At 73.1% G+C, this 17,309-nt stretch carries 15 protein-coding genes; 2 read left to right on the top strand and 13 right to left on the bottom strand.

What is annotated here, in order from left to right:
• Positions 1 to 97: 97 nt before the first annotated feature.
• The 11 genes from ACFI33_RS04765 to ACFI33_RS04715 all read right to left on the bottom strand — a co-directional run bounded on the left by ACFI33_RS04765 (position 98) and on the right by ACFI33_RS04715 (position 11,633).
• Positions 98 to 733, bottom strand: coding sequence for a TIGR03085 family metal-binding protein (locus ACFI33_RS04765; RefSeq protein WP_041104913.1), 636 nt, complete (start codon positions 731 to 733; stop codon positions 98 to 100).
• Between the two features lie 80 nt (positions 734 to 813).
• Complete coding sequence (locus tag ACFI33_RS04760) at positions 814 to 2,250, bottom strand: FAD-dependent oxidoreductase (RefSeq protein ID WP_100058508.1); 1,437 nt, start codon at positions 2,248 to 2,250, stop codon at positions 814 to 816.
• Positions 2,247 to 3,515, bottom strand: coding sequence for a uroporphyrinogen-III C-methyltransferase (gene cobA, locus ACFI33_RS04755; RefSeq protein WP_049146130.1), 1,269 nt, complete (start codon positions 3,513 to 3,515; stop codon positions 2,247 to 2,249). The genes ACFI33_RS04760 and cobA overlap by 4 nt, the downstream gene beginning before the upstream one ends.
• The gene (locus tag ACFI33_RS04750) at positions 3,512 to 4,435 is read right to left on the bottom strand and encodes an ABC transporter permease (RefSeq protein WP_070709663.1); all 924 of its coding nucleotides are present in this window, start codon (positions 4,433 to 4,435) and stop codon (positions 3,512 to 3,514) included. Before ACFI33_RS04750 ends, cobA begins: the two co-directional genes overlap by 4 nt.
• The gene (locus ACFI33_RS04745; RefSeq protein ID WP_010078844.1) at positions 4,425 to 5,150 is read right to left on the bottom strand and encodes an ABC transporter ATP-binding protein; all 726 of its coding nucleotides are present in this window, start codon (positions 5,148 to 5,150) and stop codon (positions 4,425 to 4,427) included. Before ACFI33_RS04745 ends, ACFI33_RS04750 begins: the two co-directional genes overlap by 11 nt.
• Positions 5,151 to 5,181: 31 nt before the next feature.
• Positions 5,182 to 6,522, bottom strand: coding sequence for a sulfate adenylyltransferase subunit 1 (locus tag ACFI33_RS04740; RefSeq protein ID WP_462623780.1), 1,341 nt, complete (start codon positions 6,520 to 6,522; stop codon positions 5,182 to 5,184).
• Positions 6,522 to 7,457 carry a sulfate adenylyltransferase subunit CysD gene (gene cysD, locus ACFI33_RS04735; RefSeq protein ID WP_070709669.1) on the bottom strand — a complete coding sequence of 312 codons (936 nt, stop codon included), beginning with the start codon at positions 7,455 to 7,457 and terminating at the stop codon, positions 6,522 to 6,524. Before cysD ends, ACFI33_RS04740 begins: the two co-directional genes overlap by 1 nt.
• A gap of 32 nt (positions 7,458 to 7,489) precedes the next feature.
• The gene (locus tag ACFI33_RS04730; RefSeq protein ID WP_041104785.1) at positions 7,490 to 8,215 is read right to left on the bottom strand and encodes a phosphoadenylyl-sulfate reductase; all 726 of its coding nucleotides are present in this window, start codon (positions 8,213 to 8,215) and stop codon (positions 7,490 to 7,492) included.
• Entirely contained in the window at positions 8,212 to 9,927 is a 1,716-nt protein-coding gene (locus ACFI33_RS04725; protein ID WP_462623779.1) for a nitrite/sulfite reductase, read from the bottom strand. Before ACFI33_RS04725 ends, ACFI33_RS04730 begins: the two co-directional genes overlap by 4 nt.
• A gap of 118 nt (positions 9,928 to 10,045) precedes the next feature.
• Entirely contained in the window at positions 10,046 to 10,795 is a 750-nt protein-coding gene (locus ACFI33_RS04720; protein WP_036338855.1) for a sirohydrochlorin chelatase, read from the bottom strand.
• 43 nt (positions 10,796 to 10,838) lie between these two features.
• Positions 10,839 to 11,633: an SDR family oxidoreductase gene (locus tag ACFI33_RS04715; protein ID WP_044659094.1), complete on the bottom strand. Its 795-nt coding sequence runs from the start codon at positions 11,631 to 11,633 to the stop codon at positions 10,839 to 10,841.
• 139 nt (positions 11,634 to 11,772) lie between these two features.
• Between ACFI33_RS04715 and valS the strand changes: the two genes are divergently transcribed.
• Both valS and ACFI33_RS04705 read left to right on the top strand, forming a co-directional pair.
• Positions 11,773 to 14,457, top strand: coding sequence for a valine--tRNA ligase (valS, locus tag ACFI33_RS04710; protein WP_462623778.1), 2,685 nt, complete (start codon positions 11,773 to 11,775; stop codon positions 14,455 to 14,457).
• Positions 14,458 to 14,817: 360 nt separating this feature from the next.
• The gene (locus tag ACFI33_RS04705) at positions 14,818 to 15,153 is read left to right on the top strand and encodes a DoxX family protein (protein WP_363931751.1); all 336 of its coding nucleotides are present in this window, start codon (positions 14,818 to 14,820) and stop codon (positions 15,151 to 15,153) included.
• A gap of 85 nt (positions 15,154 to 15,238) precedes the next feature.
• Here ACFI33_RS04705 and ACFI33_RS04700 read toward each other — a convergent pair whose 3' ends face one another.
• Together ACFI33_RS04700 and clpX are read right to left on the bottom strand one after the other, a co-directional pair.
• Positions 15,239 to 15,856, bottom strand: a complete 618-nt coding sequence (locus ACFI33_RS04700) for a mycothiol-dependent nitroreductase Rv2466c family protein (protein WP_044659096.1) — start codon at positions 15,854 to 15,856, stop codon at positions 15,239 to 15,241.
• 62 nt (positions 15,857 to 15,918) lie between these two features.
• Entirely contained in the window at positions 15,919 to 17,217 is a 1,299-nt protein-coding gene (clpX, locus tag ACFI33_RS04695) for an ATP-dependent Clp protease ATP-binding subunit ClpX (RefSeq protein WP_060775624.1), read from the bottom strand.
• Positions 17,218 to 17,309: the final 92 nt, after the last annotated feature.

Here is a 17,309-nt window from a genome sequence, read left to right as displayed (position 1 = left end):
CGTTCTTCCGGAGGCTCGCCGGTGATGGCCGGGTCGACGCCTGTGCCCGCCAGTGTAGTGGACGATGCGCCGGCCCGTGGCCGCGGGCCGGAGCGCATCAGAGGGCGGTGCGCACGGCCGCCGACGCGTCGCCGTCGAGCTCCACGTGGACGGCGTCCCGGCCCGAGGCCCAGAGGAGGAGCTCCCCGACCTCGCCGGTCACCGTGACGGGCGCCCGCAGCGCCACGGCCCCACGGGTGACGGTGACCGGGGCGCGACCCGGGCCCTGGAGGACCACCGGCGCCGCGGACTTACGCAGGAACAGCGGGGCCATGCGGCGCAGCGAGCGGTAGAGGGCGTCCTCCTCGTCCGGGGAGAACGAGCGCGGGGCGGGCAGCGAGCCGCCGGCCGACGACTCGCCGCGCCGGACGTCCTCGAGGTGGATGAAGTGCTCGGCCGCGTTCACGTGCCTGTCCGCCGCCCGCATGGGGTTCAGCGCCGACGGGCCCGCGGCCCACTCCCGCACGACCTCGGCGTAGTCGCGGCGCTTGGTCTCCGCGGTCAGGCGGTCGAGGTGGCGGGACAGCGGCGGGATGAACAGGGCGGCGAAGGCGTCGGGCCGGCGCTCCCGCAGCCAGAGGTGGGCGGCGAGGTCGCGGGTGCTCCAGCCGCCGCACAGGGTGGGCGCGTCGGGGCCCTTCTCAAGCAGGAGGTCAGCGAGGCGGGCGCGTTCGGCTGCGGCGAAGGTGGTCATGGGCACCACGGTAGGGAGCGGGCCGCGGCGCGGGCGAGGGGTGGGCCGCGCCCGGCCGCGAATCCACCCGACGGGAGGGCTCAGCCTCCGGCGCCGAGGAGGACGCTCTCCCGGGAGATGCGGGTCATCTCCTCCCGGTCCACGACCTTCACCCGCTCCCGCGCCACCGGACCGGTCTGCGTCGCCTGCGCACCCAGGGACTTCTCATGCTCATCCAGAGCATGCCACCCAGCCCACGTCGTGTACGGCACCTCACGGGACTCGAGCAGCTCGATCACCGACTCCTCCGAGGGCTCCTGAGCCCTCCACAGCCCCGGCTCGTCCTCGATCAGATGCTTGATCGTCTCCAGAGAGTCACCCTTGGTGTGCCCGATCAACCCCACCGGGCCCCGCTTGATCCACCCCGAGGCATACAGGCCCGGCACCGGGGCACCGTCCGCGTCCAGCACCCGGCCTTCCGCATTCGGGATCACCCCACGCACCTCATCGAACTCCACCCCCTCCACCGGGGACCCGAAGTACCCCACGGCCCGGTAGACCGCCTGCACCGGGTAGTCCACGGTCTCGTCGGTCGGGCGGACCCCACCGGAGCCGTCGAGCTCCATGCGGCGCATCCGCAGACCGTCCACCCGGCCGTCCCCGTCCTCGTCCAGGAACTCCTCCGGAGCCTGCAGGAAATGCAGGTGCAGCCGGCGCGAGGCGCTCTGCTGACGATCCTCCTGCTCCATGAGCCAGTTCGTCAGCGTCCCGACCATGGTGCGGACCTGGTTGTTCTCCTCGATCGCCTTCTCCGAGGCCTCATCGAAGTCGAAGTCCTCCTCGTACAACACGATGTCCACATCCCGGGAATGCGCCAGCTCCCGCAGCTCCAACGGGGTGAACTTCACCTGCGCGGGTCCGCGCCGGCCGAACACGTGCACGTCCGTGACCGGGGACGCGGCCAGGTCCCGGTACACGTTGTCCGGGATCTCGGTGGGCAGCAGGTCCTCGGCATGCTTGGACAGGATCCGGGCCACATCCAGGGCCACGTTCCCGTTGCCGATCACCGCGACCTGCGTGGCCTCCAACGGCCAGTGCCGCGGCACGTCCGGGTGCCCGTCGTACCAGGCGGCGAAGTCCGCGCCACCGAATGAGCCGGCCAGCTCGACGCCGGGCACGTCCAGGGCCGCGTCGCGCACAGCCCCGGTGGAGAACACGATCGCGTCGTAGTGCCGACGCAGGTCCGCCAGGCTCAGGTCCGTGCCGTAGTCCACGTTCCCGAGGAAACGGATGTCCCCGCGGTCCATGACCTTGTGCAGGGCGGTGACGATGCCCTTGATGCGCGGGTGGTCCGGGGCCACCCCGTAGCGGATGAGGCCGAACGGGGCCGGGTACCGGTCGAACAGGTCGATGCTGACGCGGAAGTCCCGTTCCTCCTTGGTCAGGATGTCCGCCGTGTACACCCCGGCGGGTCCGGCACCGATGATGGCGATGCGCAACGGGCGGTCAGGCCTCGAGGACGAGGGGGTCAGGGTCATGCTCGTGCTCCTTCGGAGGTCGGGTTCAGGGTCAAGATCGGGGCAGGGATGCCGGCCGCAGGCGCGCCGGTGGCGTAGGGGCTCAGGCGCACGACGTCGCCTACGACGATCACGGCGGGGTTCTCCACACCGACGGCGGCCGCCTGCGCGGCGATGGTCTCCACCGTGCCCACGGTGACCCGCTGGTCCGGCATCCAGCCGCGCTCGATGATCGCCACGGGCGTCGCGCCGTCGAGGCCGCGCTCCGTCAGTCGGCGCGCGGTGTCCGCGAGCCGGCGCACGCCCATCAGCAGGACGAGCGTGTGGTCGGCCCGGGTGGGCACTTCGGACAGCTCTTCGTGGCCGGTCACCAGCGTGAAGCCGGTGGCGACGCCGCGATGGGTGACCGGGATCCCCGCGGCGGCGGGCACCGAGACGGCGCTCGTGACACCGGGCACCACCTCGACGTCGACGCCGTGGGCGCGACAGTGCGCTGCCTCCTCGCCGCCGCGGCCGAGCACGTACGGGTCGCCGCCCTTGAGCCGGACGACGAGGCGGCCGGCCCGGGCCTCCCGGACCAGGACGGCGTTGATCTCGTCCTGCGTGGCCAGGTGGTTCCCGGGGGCCTTGCCGACCTCGATCACGGGCACCGCCGGGTCCAGCTCGGCCAGGAGGGCGCGCGGGCCCAGCCGGTCGGCGACCACCACGTCGGCCTCCGCGAGCAGCTGTCGGCCGCGCACGGTGATGAGCCCGGAGTCGCCGGGGCCGCCGCCGACGAGGGCCACGCGGCCGGGCTCGGAGGACGCGCGCCGCCGGCGCAGCGGCAGCCGCCCCGTGGACAGGGCGAGGGTGATCGCGTCCTTCAGGGCGCGGGCGCGGCGAGGGTCTCCCCCGGCGTTGACGGCCACGGTCACGTCCCCGGCCCGGACGACGGCGGGCGTCCAGGCGGCGGAGGACTCGGCATCGGAGGCGTCGACGCACCAGACGCGGCGGGCCTCGGCGTCGGAGGCCACGGCCCCGTCCACGGCCCGGTCGCCGGTGGCGGTCTGGGCGAACCAGACCCCGTCGAGGTCGGACGGGCGGTAGGGGCGGCGATGCAGGGTGAGCAGGCCGGCCGCCGCGAGCCGCTCCACCTCCTCCCCCGGCTTCGGGGCCACCACGGTGACGAGCGCGCCGGCGTCGAGGAGGGAACCCACGCGGCGGCCGGCCACGCGCCCGCCGCCCACGATCAGGACGGGCCGGCCGAGCAGACGCAGGGAGGTGGGGTACAGATCGGACGCGGTCATCGCGTGCTCCCTTCCAGCAGCCCGCGGCGGCGCAGCATGCGCCGCTCGACGGGGCCGAATGCGGCCAGTTCGAAGAGGACGCCGACGGCCAGGATGGTCAGGACGGCGCAGAGGACGACGGCGAGGTCGGACGCGGCACGTCCCTCGTGGAGCAGGGTCCCGAGTCCCACGCCCATGGGCCCGCCGACGGCGATGATCTCGGCGGCCATGAGGCCTCGCCACGCGAAGGCCCAGCCCTGGCGCAGGCCGGAGACGAAGGCGGGCAGGGCGGCCGGGAGGACCACCAGCAGGGCGGTCTCGAGACGCGAGGCGCCCAGCACCCGGGCCGCGCGACGCAGCTGCGGCGGCACCTGGTCCGTGCCGGTGGTGAGGCCGGCGACCACGGCGGGGACGGCGCCGGTGAGCATCACGAAGTACGCGGTGGCGTCGCTGAGGCCGAACCACAGCACCGCGAGCGGCACCCAGGCCACGTTGGGCAGCACCATCAGGGCCGTGAGCAGCGGGCCGAACGCCCGCCGCAGGACGCTGACCTGTCCGAGCAGCAGGCCCAGCCCGACGCCGACGACCACGGCGAGTGCGAAGCCGACGACGGCGCGGCCCACCGACGTCGCCACTGCCTGCTGGACGAGACCCTGGGCCCACAGCGTCCCGAAGGCCCCGAGGACGTCGCCGGGACCGGTGATCGGCTCGCCGCGCGCACCGGCCAGCCACGCGAAGGCCTGCCAGATCGCCACGAGCAGGACGACGGCGGCCACCGGGAGCAGGACCCGGCTCCAGTCCCACCCGGCCAGACCCGTCCGACGGGTCGAGTCGACGGCCTGGAGCGCGTCGAGGCCGCTGTCGAGCTCGCGCAGCTCGTCGTCGGTGGCGGCCCCCGGCGCGCGGCCGGGGGCGTCGAGGGTGGGGGTGTCAGTGCGCATGGCGACGGATCTCCTGACCGAGTCGGGCGGTGATGGCGGCCGTGAGGGCGGCCGCGGCGGGCGCGTCGTGGCGGGCGGCTGCGGGCACGTCCCATTCGGCGACGACGCGACCCGGACGTGAGGACAGCAGCAGCACCCGCTGGCCGAGGCGGACGGCCTCGGCCACGTTGTGGGTGACGAACACGACCGTCCGGCCGGTCTGCCGCCACACGCGCTCGAGCTCCCCATGCAGCAGGTCGCGGGTGATCGCGTCCAAGGCCGCGAACGGCTCGTCCATGAGCAGCAGGGGGCGGTCCTGGGCGAGGGCCCGGGCCAGGGCGACGCGCTGGCGCATGCCGCCGGAGAGCTGGTGGGGTCGCAGGTCGGCGGCGTCGTCCAGGTGGACGAGGCGCAGCAGCTCCCCGGCACGCTCCCGACGCTCCCCCGCGGCCACACCGGCGAAGCGGAGGGCGAGCTCGATGTTGCCGCGGGCGGTGAGCCACGGGAAGAGGGCGGCGTCCTGGAACATGAACGCGGCCCCCTCCCGGGGGGTCTTGACGACGCCCGCGGTGGGCGCCTCGAGCCGGGCGATGATGTTCAGCAGGGTGGACTTGCCGCATCCGGACGCGCCGAGCAGGCAGACGAACTCGCCCGGCTCGATCCGCACGGAGACGTCCTCCAGCACGGGCGTGGGCCCGCCGAAGCTCTTGCCCACGTCCTCCATCACCACTGTCATGACCGCTCCCGTCGCCCCGTCGTCATCCGGATCAGGCCTCGTCGCCGCCGCGCACCATGCCGGCGGCGAGCGTGGCCCCGTCCTGGGGGTCGATCACGAGGAACGCCCCGGTGCGCCGATGCACGGCGTAGGGCTCCACGGGCAGCGGCGCGGCCAGGTGCAGGCGCACCTGTCCGATGTCGTTGAGCCCGAGGGTCTCGGCCGGGTCGAGCCGCAGGGTGTCGAGGTCGAGCCGACCGGCCACCTCCTGGACGAGCGCCCGGACGACGGCGGTGCCGTGCTTGACGAGGACCTGCTGCCCGACGCGCAGCGGTGCGGCGGAGAGCCAACACAGCGCGGCGGCCACCTCCGTGGTGGGGCGCGGGGCGGTGTCCGCGGCGGCGATCGTGTCCCCGCGGGCCACGTCCACCTCGTCGGCCAGGCGCAGGACCACCGACTGTGGGGAGGAGGCCTCCTCAAGGGATTCCCCGGCGGCGTCCACGCCCACCACGGTCGTGGTGCGCGCCGGCTGCCCCGGGCTGAGGACGGCGACGGCGTCCCCGGGCCGGACGGTGCCCGCCACGACCTGCCCGGCGTAGCCGCGGTAGTCGCGGAACACCTCGGGGTCGAGGCCGGGGGCCAGGGCGCCCTGGGGGCGCACCACGAGCTGCACCGGGAAGCGGAAGGAGGCGGCGGCGTCGTCCTCGGCGTCCGCCCCGGGCAGGGACTCGAGCAGCTCCATGAGCGTGGGGCCGGTGTACCAGTCCGTCCGCTCGGAGCGGGTGACCACGTTGTCGCCCTGGAGGGCGGACACCGGGACGCTCACCGCGTCGGAGAGGCCGAGCTCCCGGGCCACGCGCCGGACGTCCTCGGCGATCGCGGTGAAGACCTCCTCGGCGTAGTCCACGAGATCGATCTTGTTGACGGCGACGATCACGTGCGGCACCCGCAGCAGGGCCACCACGCTGAGGTGGCGTCGGGTCTGCTCCACCACGCCCTTGCGGGCGTCCACGAGCAGCACGACGGCGTCGGCCGTCGAGGCGCCCGTGACGGTGTTGCGGGTGTACTGCACGTGCCCGGGGCAGTCGGCCAGCACGAAGGTGCGCCGGTCCGTGGCGAAGTACCGGTACGCGACGTCGATCGTGATCCCCTGCTCCCGCTCGGCGCGCAGGCCGTCGGTCAGCAGCGCCAGGTCCAGCCCGCCCTCGGCGCCGCCGAAGCCGCGCTCGGCGGAGGTGCGGGCCACGGCCTCGAGCTGGTCGGCCAGGACGGCCTTGGAGTCGTGCAGGAGGCGGCCCACGAGGGTGGACTTGCCGTCGTCGACCGAGCCGGCCGTGGCCAGGCGGAACAGGGTCCCGGCGGGGGCGTGCCGGTCCAGCAGTGCGGTGCTCATCAGAAGTACCCGTCCTTCTTGCGATCTTCCATGGCCGCCTCGGAGATGCGGTCGTCGGCGCGGGTGGCCCCGCGTTCGGTCAGGGTGGAGGCGGCGACCTCGAGCACGACGTCCTCGACGGTGGCGGCGTCCGAGAGGACGGCGCCGGTGCAGGACATGTCGCCCACCGTGCGGTAGCGCACCGTCCGCGTGGTGACCTCCTCGCCCTCGGTCGGGCGGGAGTGCTCCCCCACGGCGCGCCACATGCCGTCGCGGCGGAAGACCTCCCGCTCGTGCGCGTAGTAGATGGGGGGCAGCTCGATGCCCTCGCGGGCGATGTACCGCCACACGTCCAGTTCGGTCCAGTTGCTGATGGGGAACGCGCGGACGTGCTGGCCGGGGGTGTGACGGCCGTTGTAGAGGTTCCACAGCTCGGGGCGCTGGTTGCGCGGGTCCCACTGCCCGAACGCGTCGCGCAGGCTGATGATCCGCTCCTTGGACCGCGCCTTGTCCTCGTCACGGCGGCCTCCCCCGAAGACGGCGTCGAACCGGTTGGTCCGGATCGTGTCCAGCAGGGGGGTGGTCTGCAGGGTGTTGCGGGTGCCGTCGGCGCGCTCACGCAGCTCGCCGCGGTCGATGTACTCCTGCACGGAGCCCACCACGAGCCGCAGGCCGAGCCGCTCCACCGTGCGGTCGCGGAACTCGAGGACCTCGGGGAAGTTGTGGCCGGTGTCCACGTGGACCACCGGGAAGGGGATCCTGCCCGGCCAGAAGGCCTTCGCGGCCAGGTGGAGCATCACCACCGAGTCCTTGCCGCCCGAGAAGAGCATGGCGGGGCGCTCGAACTCGGCCACCACCTCGCGGATGATGTGGATCGCCTCGGCCTCCAGGGCGTCCTGGACGTCGGGCCCGGCGGGGCTCACGGTCCCCGGGTCGGGGGCATGGGTGAGGGTCATCGTGTCTCCTTGGTCTGTCTCGGGTGCGGCGCTCAGACGTGGATGCCGCACTCGGTCTTCGCGGTCCCGGCCCAGCGCCCGGCTCGGGGGTCCTCCCCGGGGGCGACGGGGCGGGTGCAGGGACGGCAGCCGATCGACGGGTAGCCGTTCTGCAGGAGCAGGTTCACGGGCACGTCGTGGTCCGTGGCGTAGCCGACCAGGTCGTCGAAGCTCCACGGGGCGACGGGGTTGACCTTGACCATGCCGTGGGCCTCGTCCCAGCCCACCAGCGGGGTGTTCGTGCGCGTCGGCGCCTCGTCCCGGCGGACGCCGGTGAACCACAGGTCGTATCCGGCCAGCGCCCGGTTGAGGGGCTCGACCTTGCGCATCGCGCAGCACAGCCCCGGGTCACGGGCGAACAGGTCCTTGCCGTGGCGCTCGTCCTGCTCGGCCACGGTCAGCTCCGGGAGCACGTCCACCACGGTGACGTCGAGGCGGCGGGCCACCTCGTCGCGCGTCGCGAGGGTCTCGGTGAAGTGATAGCCGGTCTCCAGGAAGAGGACGTCCACGCCGGGCATCCGCTGCGCCACCAGGTGCGGCAGGACGGCGTCGGCCATGGAGCAGGCGACGGCGGCCCGGCGGAGGTCCACATGGCGGGCGGCCCAGTCGACCACCGCCGCGGCGGGGGCGTCCCAGCCGAGCTCGGCGGCGCCGGACTCCGCGAGTGCCTGCAGGCGCTCGAGGTCCTCGGTCGGACGGGTGGGGGGAACGGTGCTCATCGGAGGGCCTCCTCGTCGACTCGGTGCGCCCACCGGGCGAAGGTCTCGCCCGGCTCGCGCTGCTCGTCGTACCGGCGGACGAGGCGCTCGACGTAGTCGACCAGCCCGTCCGCGCGGACCTTCAGGCCGCGGACGCTGCGTCCGAGGCCGGCCTCGGCGCGGTCCACGGAGGCCAGCCCGCCGCCCAGGTGCACCTGGAAGCCGGGCGTCTGGCCGCCGTCGTCGTCCGGGAGCAGCTGCCCCTTCAGACCGATGTCCGCGGTCTGGATGCGGGCGCAGGAGTTGGGGCAGCCGTTCACATGCAGGCTCAGCCGCTCGGGGAGGCGGTCGGCGAGGTCGGCCAGGCGCTCCTCCAGCTGGGCGATCGCGGCGGTGGCGGTGTCCTTCGTGTCCACGATGGCGAGCTTGCAGAACTCCAGGCCCGTGCAGGCGATGGTGGAGCGGCGGAACACGGACGGCTCCGGGTCCAGTCCCAGCTCCTTCAAGCCGGCCACGACGGCGTCCACCCGGTCCCGCTCCACGTCCAGCACCACGATCTTCTGGTGGGGGGTGGTCCGCAGCCGCGTGGAGCCGTGGGCCTCGAGCAGGTCCGCGAGGGCGGTGAGGGTGGTGCCGCTGGAGCGGCCGACGACGGGGGCGGCACCGATGTAGAAGCGGCCGCCCTTCTGCTCGTGGACCCCCACGTGGTCGCCGGGGCGGGTGGGCGGGGCCGGGGCGGGGCCGTCGGGCAGGGCGTAGCCGAGGTACTCCTCCTCCAGCACGGTGCGGAACCTCGCCGGCCCCCAGTCCTCGAGCAGGTACTTCATGCGGGCCTTGTTGCGCAGGCGCCGGTAGCCGTAGTCGCGGAAGATGCTCACGACGGCGTGCCACACCTCGGGGGCGCGCTCGGCCGAGACGAACGCACCGATCCGGTCGGCCAGGCGGGCCTTCGTGGACAGGCCGCCACCGACCCACAGGTCGTAGCCGGGGCCCAGCTCGGGGTGCACCACGCCGATCAGGGAGACGTCGTTGATCTCGTGGACCACGTCCTGGGAGGGATGGCCGGTGATGGCGGTCTTGAACTTGCGGGGCAGGTTGGAGACCTCGAGGTCGCCGATCCAGCGGTCCGCGATCTCCCGGATCACGGGCGTGGGGTCGATGATCTCGTCCGCGGCGATCCCGGCCACCGGTGAGCCGAGGATCACGCGCGGCACGTCGCCGCAGGCCTCGGTGGTGGACAGGCCCACGGACTCCAGGCGCCGCCAGATCTCGGGGACGTCCTCGACGCGGATCCAGTGCAGCTGGACGTTCTGCCGGTCGGTGATGTCCGCGGTGTCACGGCCGAAGTCGGTGGAGATCCCGCCGATCACGCGCAGCTGCTCGGTGGTGAGGTCACCGCCGTCGATGCGCACGCGCAGCATGAAGTAGCGGTCCTCGAGTTCGTGGGGCTCCAGGGTGGCGGTCTTGCCGCCGTCGATCCCCTGCCGGCGCTGGGTGTACAGGCCCCACCAGCGGAAGCGGCCGTGCAGGTCGTCCGAGGGGATCGAGTCGAAGCCCTCGTGGGCGTAGACCTGCTCGATGCGCTCGCGGACGTTCAGGCCGTCGTCCTGCTGCTTGAACTCCTCGTTGTGGTTCAGGGGGGCGGTCCCGTCCACCTTCCACTGGCCGTGCGGCTTGGCGGAGGGACGGCGCGGAGTGCGCGCCGGCCTCGACGTCTCGTTCACCTGGGTCATGGCCGCCACGCTAGGAACCCGGCATGCCAGCCCCCAAGATCGTCGACGCGGTTCGTCACGTTCCCGGGGCCGGGCCGCGGTCGGTGCCCGGCCCGGCCCCGGTCGTGTGACGAACGGCTCAGCGGCCTCCGGCGGCTCCCCTCGGGGCCTCAGCGAGGGCGGACCGCAGCCGGTCCAGGGCGATCCGCGCCACCAGCGGATGCGGCAGCAGGGGGTCGGTGACCGCGTCCGCGCCGGCCTCGCCGAGTCGGTCGTGGAAGTACCCGGGGGCCAGCAGGTGGGCGGCCACCACGGCGCGACGGCCGGCGGCGCGCACCCGGGAGACGGCGTCGGGCACCCGGGGGGTGGCCGCCGCCCCGAACGCCGCGGTCACGGGCAGTCCCGTGGCCCGGGCCAGGGCCCCGGCCAGGGCGTGCACCTGGGCCTGGCCGTCCGCGGCGCGAGTGCCGGCCGCCGCCAGGATGATGTCCGATGTCGCGGCCTCACCGGCCGGCACCGCCTGGGCCACCCGTTCGGCCAGAACGGTCACCAGGCGCGGCTCGACGTCGTCCCCGACCCCGGCCAGCGGTGCGGCGGCGATCGTGTCGGGCCGGGCGGCCGCGGCGTGGTGGATGTCGTGGTGGACGTGATGGCCCAGGGACAGCAGCAGCGGCACGATCACGGCCGACTCCCCCGGGGGCAGGTCCGCCACGACCTCGTCAAGGGAGGGGCTCTGCACGTCCACGTAGGCCTCGTGGACCTGGGCGCCCGGCCCCTCGGCGTCCAGGAGGGCCGCCAGGTCGGCACGGAGGCCGTCGATCACGACGCGGCCGGCCGCGTCGTGCGTGCCGTGGGCGCAGGCGATCACGTGCAGCACGGGCGCGCTCATGCCGAGCCCACCGCGTCGGCCCACACGTTCTGCGGCCCGCCGCTCACCGGCGGATCACCTTGTGCTGGGCGGCCTGGGCGACCGGCCGCATCACGATCTGATCCAGGTTCACGTGGTGGGGCAGCTCGACGGCGTGGACGCACACCTCGGCGACGTCCTCGGCGGTGAGCGGCTTCTCCACGCCCGCATACACGGCGTCCGCGGCGGACTGGTCGCCGCCCAGGCGGTTGCGGGAGAACTCCTCGGTGTGGACCATGCCCGGGAGCACCTCGATCACCCGCACGTTGTGCTCGGCCTCCTCCAGGCGCAGCGCGCCGGTGAGCCCGTGCTGGCCCATCTTCGCGGCGTTGTAGCCGGCGCCGCCCTCGTAGGCGGTGACGGCGGCGGTCGAGGTCAGGTTGAGCACGGTGCCCTCGCCGTGGGCGCGGAGCATGGGCAGGAACGCCTGGCACATCGTCAGGGTGCCGAGCACGTTGACGCGGTACATCCACTCCCAGTCGGCGCGGTCGCCCACGCCCACCGCGTCCGTGCCGAGCGCGCCGCCGGCGATGTTGACGAGGGTGTCGGCGCCGCCGTCGGCCTCGACGCGCGAGGCCAGCGCGGCGACGGCGGCCTCGTCCGTGACGTCCAGGGCGGCGGGGACGACGTCGCCGCTCACGCCCTCGGCCCGGGCGTCGGCAGCGAGGGTCTCGAGGCGCTCGGCCCGGCGGCCGACGGCGTACACGCGCCAGCCGCGGCGGGCGAGCTCGAGGGCCGTGGCGCGGCCGATGCCGCTCGTGGCCCCCGTCACGACGGCGGCGCGGGCGGGGTTCTTCGCAGGTTCATGGGTGTGGCTCACGCCTCCGACCGTAGCCGAGCCGTGCCGTTCGGAGCACCGCCCGGATCACCTCCGCCAGGTCGAGCGGCTGAAAGGGCGGGACGTCCCGGGCGTCGTCGCAGGCCCGGCCCGCCGCCCCGGTCATGGGAGGATGGCGGGCATGGCTGAGAACACGCAGGGCACAGACACGCCCATCGACGCATCGACCCCGTCCACCCCCGCCGCCGGCGCCGTGGCCGTGCCGGACAAGCCGGCCCTCGAGGGCCTCGAGGAGAAGCTGACCGCCCGCTGGGCCGACGAGCGCACGTACGCGTTCGACACGCAGACCACCCGCGAGCAGGTCTACTCGATCGACACTCCCCCGCCGACCGCCTCCGGCTCCCTGCATGTGGGCCACGTCTTCTCCTACACGCAGACCGACGTGCTCGCCCGGTACCAGCGCATGAACGGCAAGAACGTGTTCTACCCGATGGGCTGGGACGACAACGGCCTGCCCACCGAGCGCCGTGTGCAGAACTACTACGGCGTCCGCTGCGACCCCGCCAAGCCGTACGTGGAGGGCTACCGCCCGCCGGAGAAGCCGGCGAAGAACCAGCGCGACTGGGACGTGATCTCCCGCAAGAACTTCATCGAGCTCTGCGAGGAGCTCGCCGTCGAGGACGAGAAGGTCTTCGAGGACCTCTTCACCCGCCTCGGCCTGTCCGTCGACTGGGACATGACCTACCGGACCATCGACGACGTCTCCCGCGCCGTCTCCCAGCGCGCCTTCCTGGCCGGCATCGCCTCGGGCGACGCCTACCTGGCCGAGGCCCCCACCATGTGGGACGTGACCTTCCGCACCGCCGTGGCCCAGGCCGAGCTCGAGGACCGCGAGGTCCCCGGCGCCTACCACCGCTACGCCTTCACCGCTGCGGACGGCGAGCAGGTCTTCATCGAGACCACCCGCCCCGAGCTGCTGGCCTCCTGCTCCGGCCTGGTCGCCCACCCGGACGACGAGCGCTACCAGCACCTGTTCGGCACGACCGTCACCTCCCCGCTGTACGGCGTGGAGGTCGAGGTCTTCCCGCACCCGCTGGCCAAGCCGGACAAGGGCTCCGGCATCGCCATGGTCTGCACCTTCGGCGACCTCAACGACGTCACCTGGTGGCGCGAGCTGCAGCTGCCGACCCGCACCCTGATCGGCCGTGACGGCCGCTTCGCCGCCGACACCCCCGAGTGGATCACCACGGACGCCGGCCGACAGGCCTATGCGGACACCGTGGCCGGCAAGACCGTGTTCTCCGCCAAGCAGGGTGTGGTGGACGCCCTCACCGCGGCCGGCCTGCTGGACGGAGAGCCGAAGAAGATCATGCACGCCGTGAACTTCTACGAGAAGGGCGACAAGCCGCTCGAGGTCGTCACCTCCCGCCAGTGGTACATCCGCAACGGCGGCCGCGACGCCGACCGCCGCGCGGAGCTGATCGAGCGCGGCCGCGAGCTCTCCTGGCACCCGGAGCACATGCGCCACCGCTACGAGAACTGGGTCGAGGGCCTCAACGGTGACTGGCTCGTCTCCCGCCAGCGCTTCTTCGGGGTGCCGATCCCGGTCTGGTACCCGCTGGACGCGGAGGGTGAGCCCGACTATGAGAACCCGATCCTCCCGGCCGACGAGCAGCTCCCCGTGGACCCGGCCGCCGAGGCCGCCCCGGGCTACTCCGAGGACCAGCGCGACGTCCCCGGCGGCTTCACCGGCGACCCGGACGTCCTGGACACCTGGGCCACCTCCTCGCTGACCCCGCAGATCGTGGGCCGCTGGTCCCGTGACGAGGCGTTCTTCAACAACGTCTTCCCGTTCGATCTGCGCCCGCAGGGCCACGACATCATCCGCACCTGGCTGTTCTCCACCGTGGTGCGCGCCCACGCCCTCAACGGCTCCGTGCCGTGGACGGACACCGCGCTCTCCGGCTGGATCCTCGACCCGGACCGCAAGAAGATGTCCAAGTCCAAGGGCAACGTGGTGGTCCCGACCGACATCCTGGACCAGTTCGGCTCGGACGCCGTCCGCTACTGGGCCGCCTCGGCCCGCCTCGGCGCGGACACCGCCTACGAGGTGGCGCAGATGAAGATCGGCCGCCGCCTGGCCATCAAGCTGCTCAACGCCGCCAAGTTCGTGCTGAACCTGGGCGCCACGCAGGACGCCGTCATCCGTACGGCCGACGACGCCGCGGCCGTCACCAACCCGCTGGACGCCTCCCTGCTGACGCGCCTCGCGGCCACCGTGGAGCAGGCGACCCGCGCGTTCGAGGCCTACGACTACGCACGTGCCCTCAACGTGACCGAGCAGTTCTTCTGGGCCTTCACGGACGACTACGTGGAGCTCGTGAAGGACCGTGCCTACGGTGGCCACGGCGAGGCCGAGCAGGCCTCGGTGGTGACCACGCTGGCCACCACCCTGGACGCCCTGCTGCGTCTGCTGGCCCCGTTCCAGCCGTTCGCCACCGAGGAGGTGTGGAGCTGGTGGCGCGCCGGCTCCGTGCACACCGCCGCGTGGCCGGGCGCCGCGGACGAGGTGGCGGCCCTGTCCTTCGCCGCCTCCGCCGGTGACGCCGAGGTCCTGCCCACCGTGGCGCAGGTCCTCGGCGGCGTCCGCAAGGCGAAGTCCGAGGCCAAGGTGAAGCAGCGGACCCAGGTGCGCTCCGCCGTGGTGACCGGGCCGGCCGAGTGGCTCGAGAAGCTGCGCGGCGGCCTGGCGGACCTCAAGGCGGCCGGCAACATCGCGGACCTGTCCCTCACGCGGGGCGATGCCGGCGAGTCCGCGCCCCTGACCGTCTCCGACGTGCAGCTGGCACCGGTCGAGGACGACTGATCCCCGCCGCACGTTCCCCGAAGGTGTCTCGGGAGCGCACGCGGCACGACGACGGCCCCGTCGCCCGTCACGGGCGGCGGGGCCGTCGTCACGCTCGTGCTGCGAACCCGAGTCTGCCCTCAGCGTGGGATGTTCGTGGCCCGGATCCGGTAGGGCACAGCACGCGTCGGACAGTCCGCCGCCGGATCGGAGTTCGTCGGGAGGCGGCCCTCCCGGGGGTGTCGTGGTGCACCTCCTGGTCGTGCTCCTGCCGCATGTCGCAGTGCGGTCACCGCGGCGGGGGTGGACACTGAGAGGATGAGACCCACACCCGATCCCGCCCCGGCCGGCCGCCGCGCCTCCGACGCCTCCGCCCGGCGGATGTCCGCCGCCCTCGCCGCCATGGGCGTGCTCCACTTCGTCCGACCCGAATCCTTCGACGGGCTGATCCCGCCGTTCCTGCCCGGCTCGGCCCGCGCGTGGACCCACGGCTCCGGCGTGGCCGAGCTGGCCGTGGCGGGTCTGCTGGCCGTCCCGCGCACCCGGCGCGCGGGCGGACGCGCCGCGCAGGCGCTCTTCCTCGGCGTGTGGCCCGGCAATGCGTGGATGGCCTGGCAGTGGCGACGCCGGCCCTGGCCGGCGCAACTGGTCTCCCTCGGGCGGCTGCCCCTGCAGGTCCCCCTGATCCGCGCGGCCGGCCGGGTGGCGCGCAGCTGACCACTGCCGGCCCGCACCCCGACGACGCCGTCCCCACACCTTCGCGCTGAAGGTGTGGGGCCGGTCTCGTGCGAGCCGGGAGGGCTCAGTCGAACTGCGGATCCGTGGTGCGGGCCCGCTTGATCTCGTAGAAGTACGGGAAGTCGGCCAGGGCGACGGCGCCGTCGAAGATGCGGCCCGCCTCCTCGCCGCGCGGGATGCGGGTCATCACGGGACCGAAGAAGGCCGTGCCGTTGAACGCCACGACGGGCGTGCCGACGTCGTTGCCCACGAGGTCCTCCGCCTCCTTCTGGCTGGCGCGCAGCTGCTCGTCGGCCACGTCGGTGCGGGCGGCGTCCAGGATGTCCGCGTCGTGGCCGAGCTCCTCGAGGGCCTCGGCCACCACGGCCTCGTAGTCCGTGCGGCCCTGCTCGTGGATGCGGGTGCCGACCGCGGTGTACCACGGGCCGAGCGCCTCGGCACCGTGCCGCTCGCGCACCTGCACGGCGGCGCGGGCCGGCAGCCAGGCCTTCTCGAGGCGGGCCAGGTAGCCGGGGTCCAGGTCGCGGCCCTCGTTCAGGACGGCGAGCGACATGATCTTGAAGACCACCCGCACGTCGCGCACCTTCTGGACCTCCAGGATCCACCGGGAGGTGATCCAGGCGAACGGGCACGTGGCATCGAAATAGAAGTCGACGGTGGGCTGCTGCGTGGTGTCGGTCATGCTGTGCTCCTTGCGGTCAGGGAGCCGTCTCGGCTCCGGTCGGTCCTGCTGGGCGACGGCGGTCAGGCGCTCCGGCCGCGTCGACGTCGTTCCACCTCGGCCGGGATGAGCGTGGGCTCGGCCTCGCCGCGCACCACGTCCCCGGAGATGACGACCGTGCCCACGTCCGAGCGGGAGGGCAGCTCGAACATCACGGGCTTGAGGACGTTCTCCATGATGGAACGCAGGCCGCGGGCGCCGGTGCCGCGGGCCTCGGCCTGGGCGACGACGGCGTCCAGGGCGTCCTGCTCGAACTCGAGCTCCACGCCGTCCATGAGGAACATCTTCTGGTACTGCTTGAGCAGGGCGTTCTTCGGTTCGGTCAGCACCCGCACGAGCTGTTCGTGCGTGAGGTCCTCGACGGTGGTGATCACGGGCAGGCGGCCGATGAACTCGGGGATGAGGCCGAACTTCAACAGGTCCTCCGGCCGCACGTCCGCGTAGGTGACGTCCCCCGCGCCCAGGTGGTTCAGGGGCGCGCCGAACCCGATGCCCTTGCGGCCGGCGCGGGAACCGATGATCTCGTCCAGGCCCGCGAACGCGCCCGCCACGATGAACAGCACGTTGGACGTGTCGATCTGCAGAAACTCCTGGTGGGGGTGCTTGCGTCCGCCCTGCGGCGGCACCGACGCCACCGTTCCCTCGAGGATCTTCAGCAGGGCCTGCTGCACGCCCTCGCCGGAGACGTCCCGGGTGATGGAGGGGTTCTCGGACTTCCGCGAGATCTTGTCGATCTCGTCGATGTAGATGATGCCCTGCTCGGCCTTCTTCACGTCGTAGTCCGCGGCCTGGATGAGCTTGAGGAGGATGTTCTCCACGTCCTCGCCCACATAGCCGGCCTCGGTGAGGCTGGTGGCGTCCGCGACCGCGAACGGGACGTTGAGCCGCCGGGCGAGGGTCTGCGCGAGATACGTCTTGCCGGAGCCGGTGGGGCCGACCATGAGGATGTTCGACTTGCCGACCTCGACGTCCGCCAGGTCGTCCCGCTCGGTGAGGCGGTCGGCCAGGTCACCGCTCCGCGCCTGCGGCCCACGCACGCGCTTGTAGTGGTTGTACACGGCGACGGCGAGGGAACGCTTGGCCGCCTCCTGGCCGATCACGAAGCTCTCGAGGTGGTCGAAGATCTCCTGCGGGGTGGGCAGGACGGTCTCGTCCGCCTCCGCCGCCTCGCCGAGCTCCTCCTCGATGATCTCGTTGCACAGCTCGATGCACTCGTCGCAGATGTAGACACCCGGGCCGGCGATGAGCTTGCGCACCTGCTTCTGGCTCTTCCCGCAGAACGAGCATTTCAGCAGGTCAGCGCTCTCTCCGATACGCGCCATGGTGGTACTCCTCGGGGGCCGGGCGGAGACGTCCGCCCCGCGCGGGCGGCGTCGCTGTCAGATTCCGTCCAGCATACGGCCGTGGACGGACA

Source organism: Micrococcus sp. PSi08 (genome assembly GCF_054960655.1).
The sequence above is the reverse complement of the archived record's forward strand: the minus strand, read 5'-3'. Positions and strand labels throughout refer to the sequence as shown.

Coding starts and splice junctions, on each gene's coding strand:
- ACFI33_RS04740 (WP_462623780.1), bottom strand. CDS start 6,522: ATGAGCACCGCACTGCTGGACCGGCACGCCCCCGCCGGGACCCTGTTC.
- ACFI33_RS04720 (WP_036338855.1), bottom strand. CDS start 10,795: ATGAGCGCGCCCGTGCTGCACGTGATCGCCTGCGCCCACGGCACGCAC.
- ACFI33_RS04745 (WP_010078844.1), bottom strand. CDS start 5,150: ATGACAGTGGTGATGGAGGACGTGGGCAAGAGCTTCGGCGGGCCCACG.
- cysD (WP_070709669.1), bottom strand. CDS start 7,457: ATGACCCTCACCCATGCCCCCGACCCGGGGACCGTGAGCCCCGCCGGG.
- ACFI33_RS04750 (WP_070709663.1), bottom strand. CDS start 4,435: ATGCGCACTGACACCCCCACCCTCGACGCCCCCGGCCGCGCGCCGGGG.
- ACFI33_RS04760 (WP_100058508.1), bottom strand. CDS start 2,250: ATGACCCTGACCCCCTCGTCCTCGAGGCCTGACCGCCCGTTGCGCATC.
- cobA (WP_049146130.1), bottom strand. CDS start 3,515: ATGACCGCGTCCGATCTGTACCCCACCTCCCTGCGTCTGCTCGGCCGG.
- ACFI33_RS04765 (WP_041104913.1), bottom strand. CDS start 733: ATGACCACCTTCGCCGCAGCCGAACGCGCCCGCCTCGCTGACCTCCTG.
- ACFI33_RS04705 (WP_363931751.1), top strand. CDS start 14,818: ATGTCCGCCGCCCTCGCCGCCATGGGCGTGCTCCACTTCGTCCGACCC.
- valS (WP_462623778.1), top strand. CDS start 11,773: ATGGCTGAGAACACGCAGGGCACAGACACGCCCATCGACGCATCGACC.
- ACFI33_RS04730 (WP_041104785.1), bottom strand. CDS start 8,215: ATGAGCACCGTTCCCCCCACCCGTCCGACCGAGGACCTCGAGCGCCTG.
- ACFI33_RS04700 (WP_044659096.1), bottom strand. CDS start 15,856: ATGACCGACACCACGCAGCAGCCCACCGTCGACTTCTATTTCGATGCC.
- ACFI33_RS04725 (WP_462623779.1), bottom strand. CDS start 9,927: ATGACCCAGGTGAACGAGACGTCGAGGCCGGCGCGCACTCCGCGCCGT.
- clpX (WP_060775624.1), bottom strand. CDS start 17,217: ATGGCGCGTATCGGAGAGAGCGCTGACCTGCTGAAATGCTCGTTCTGC.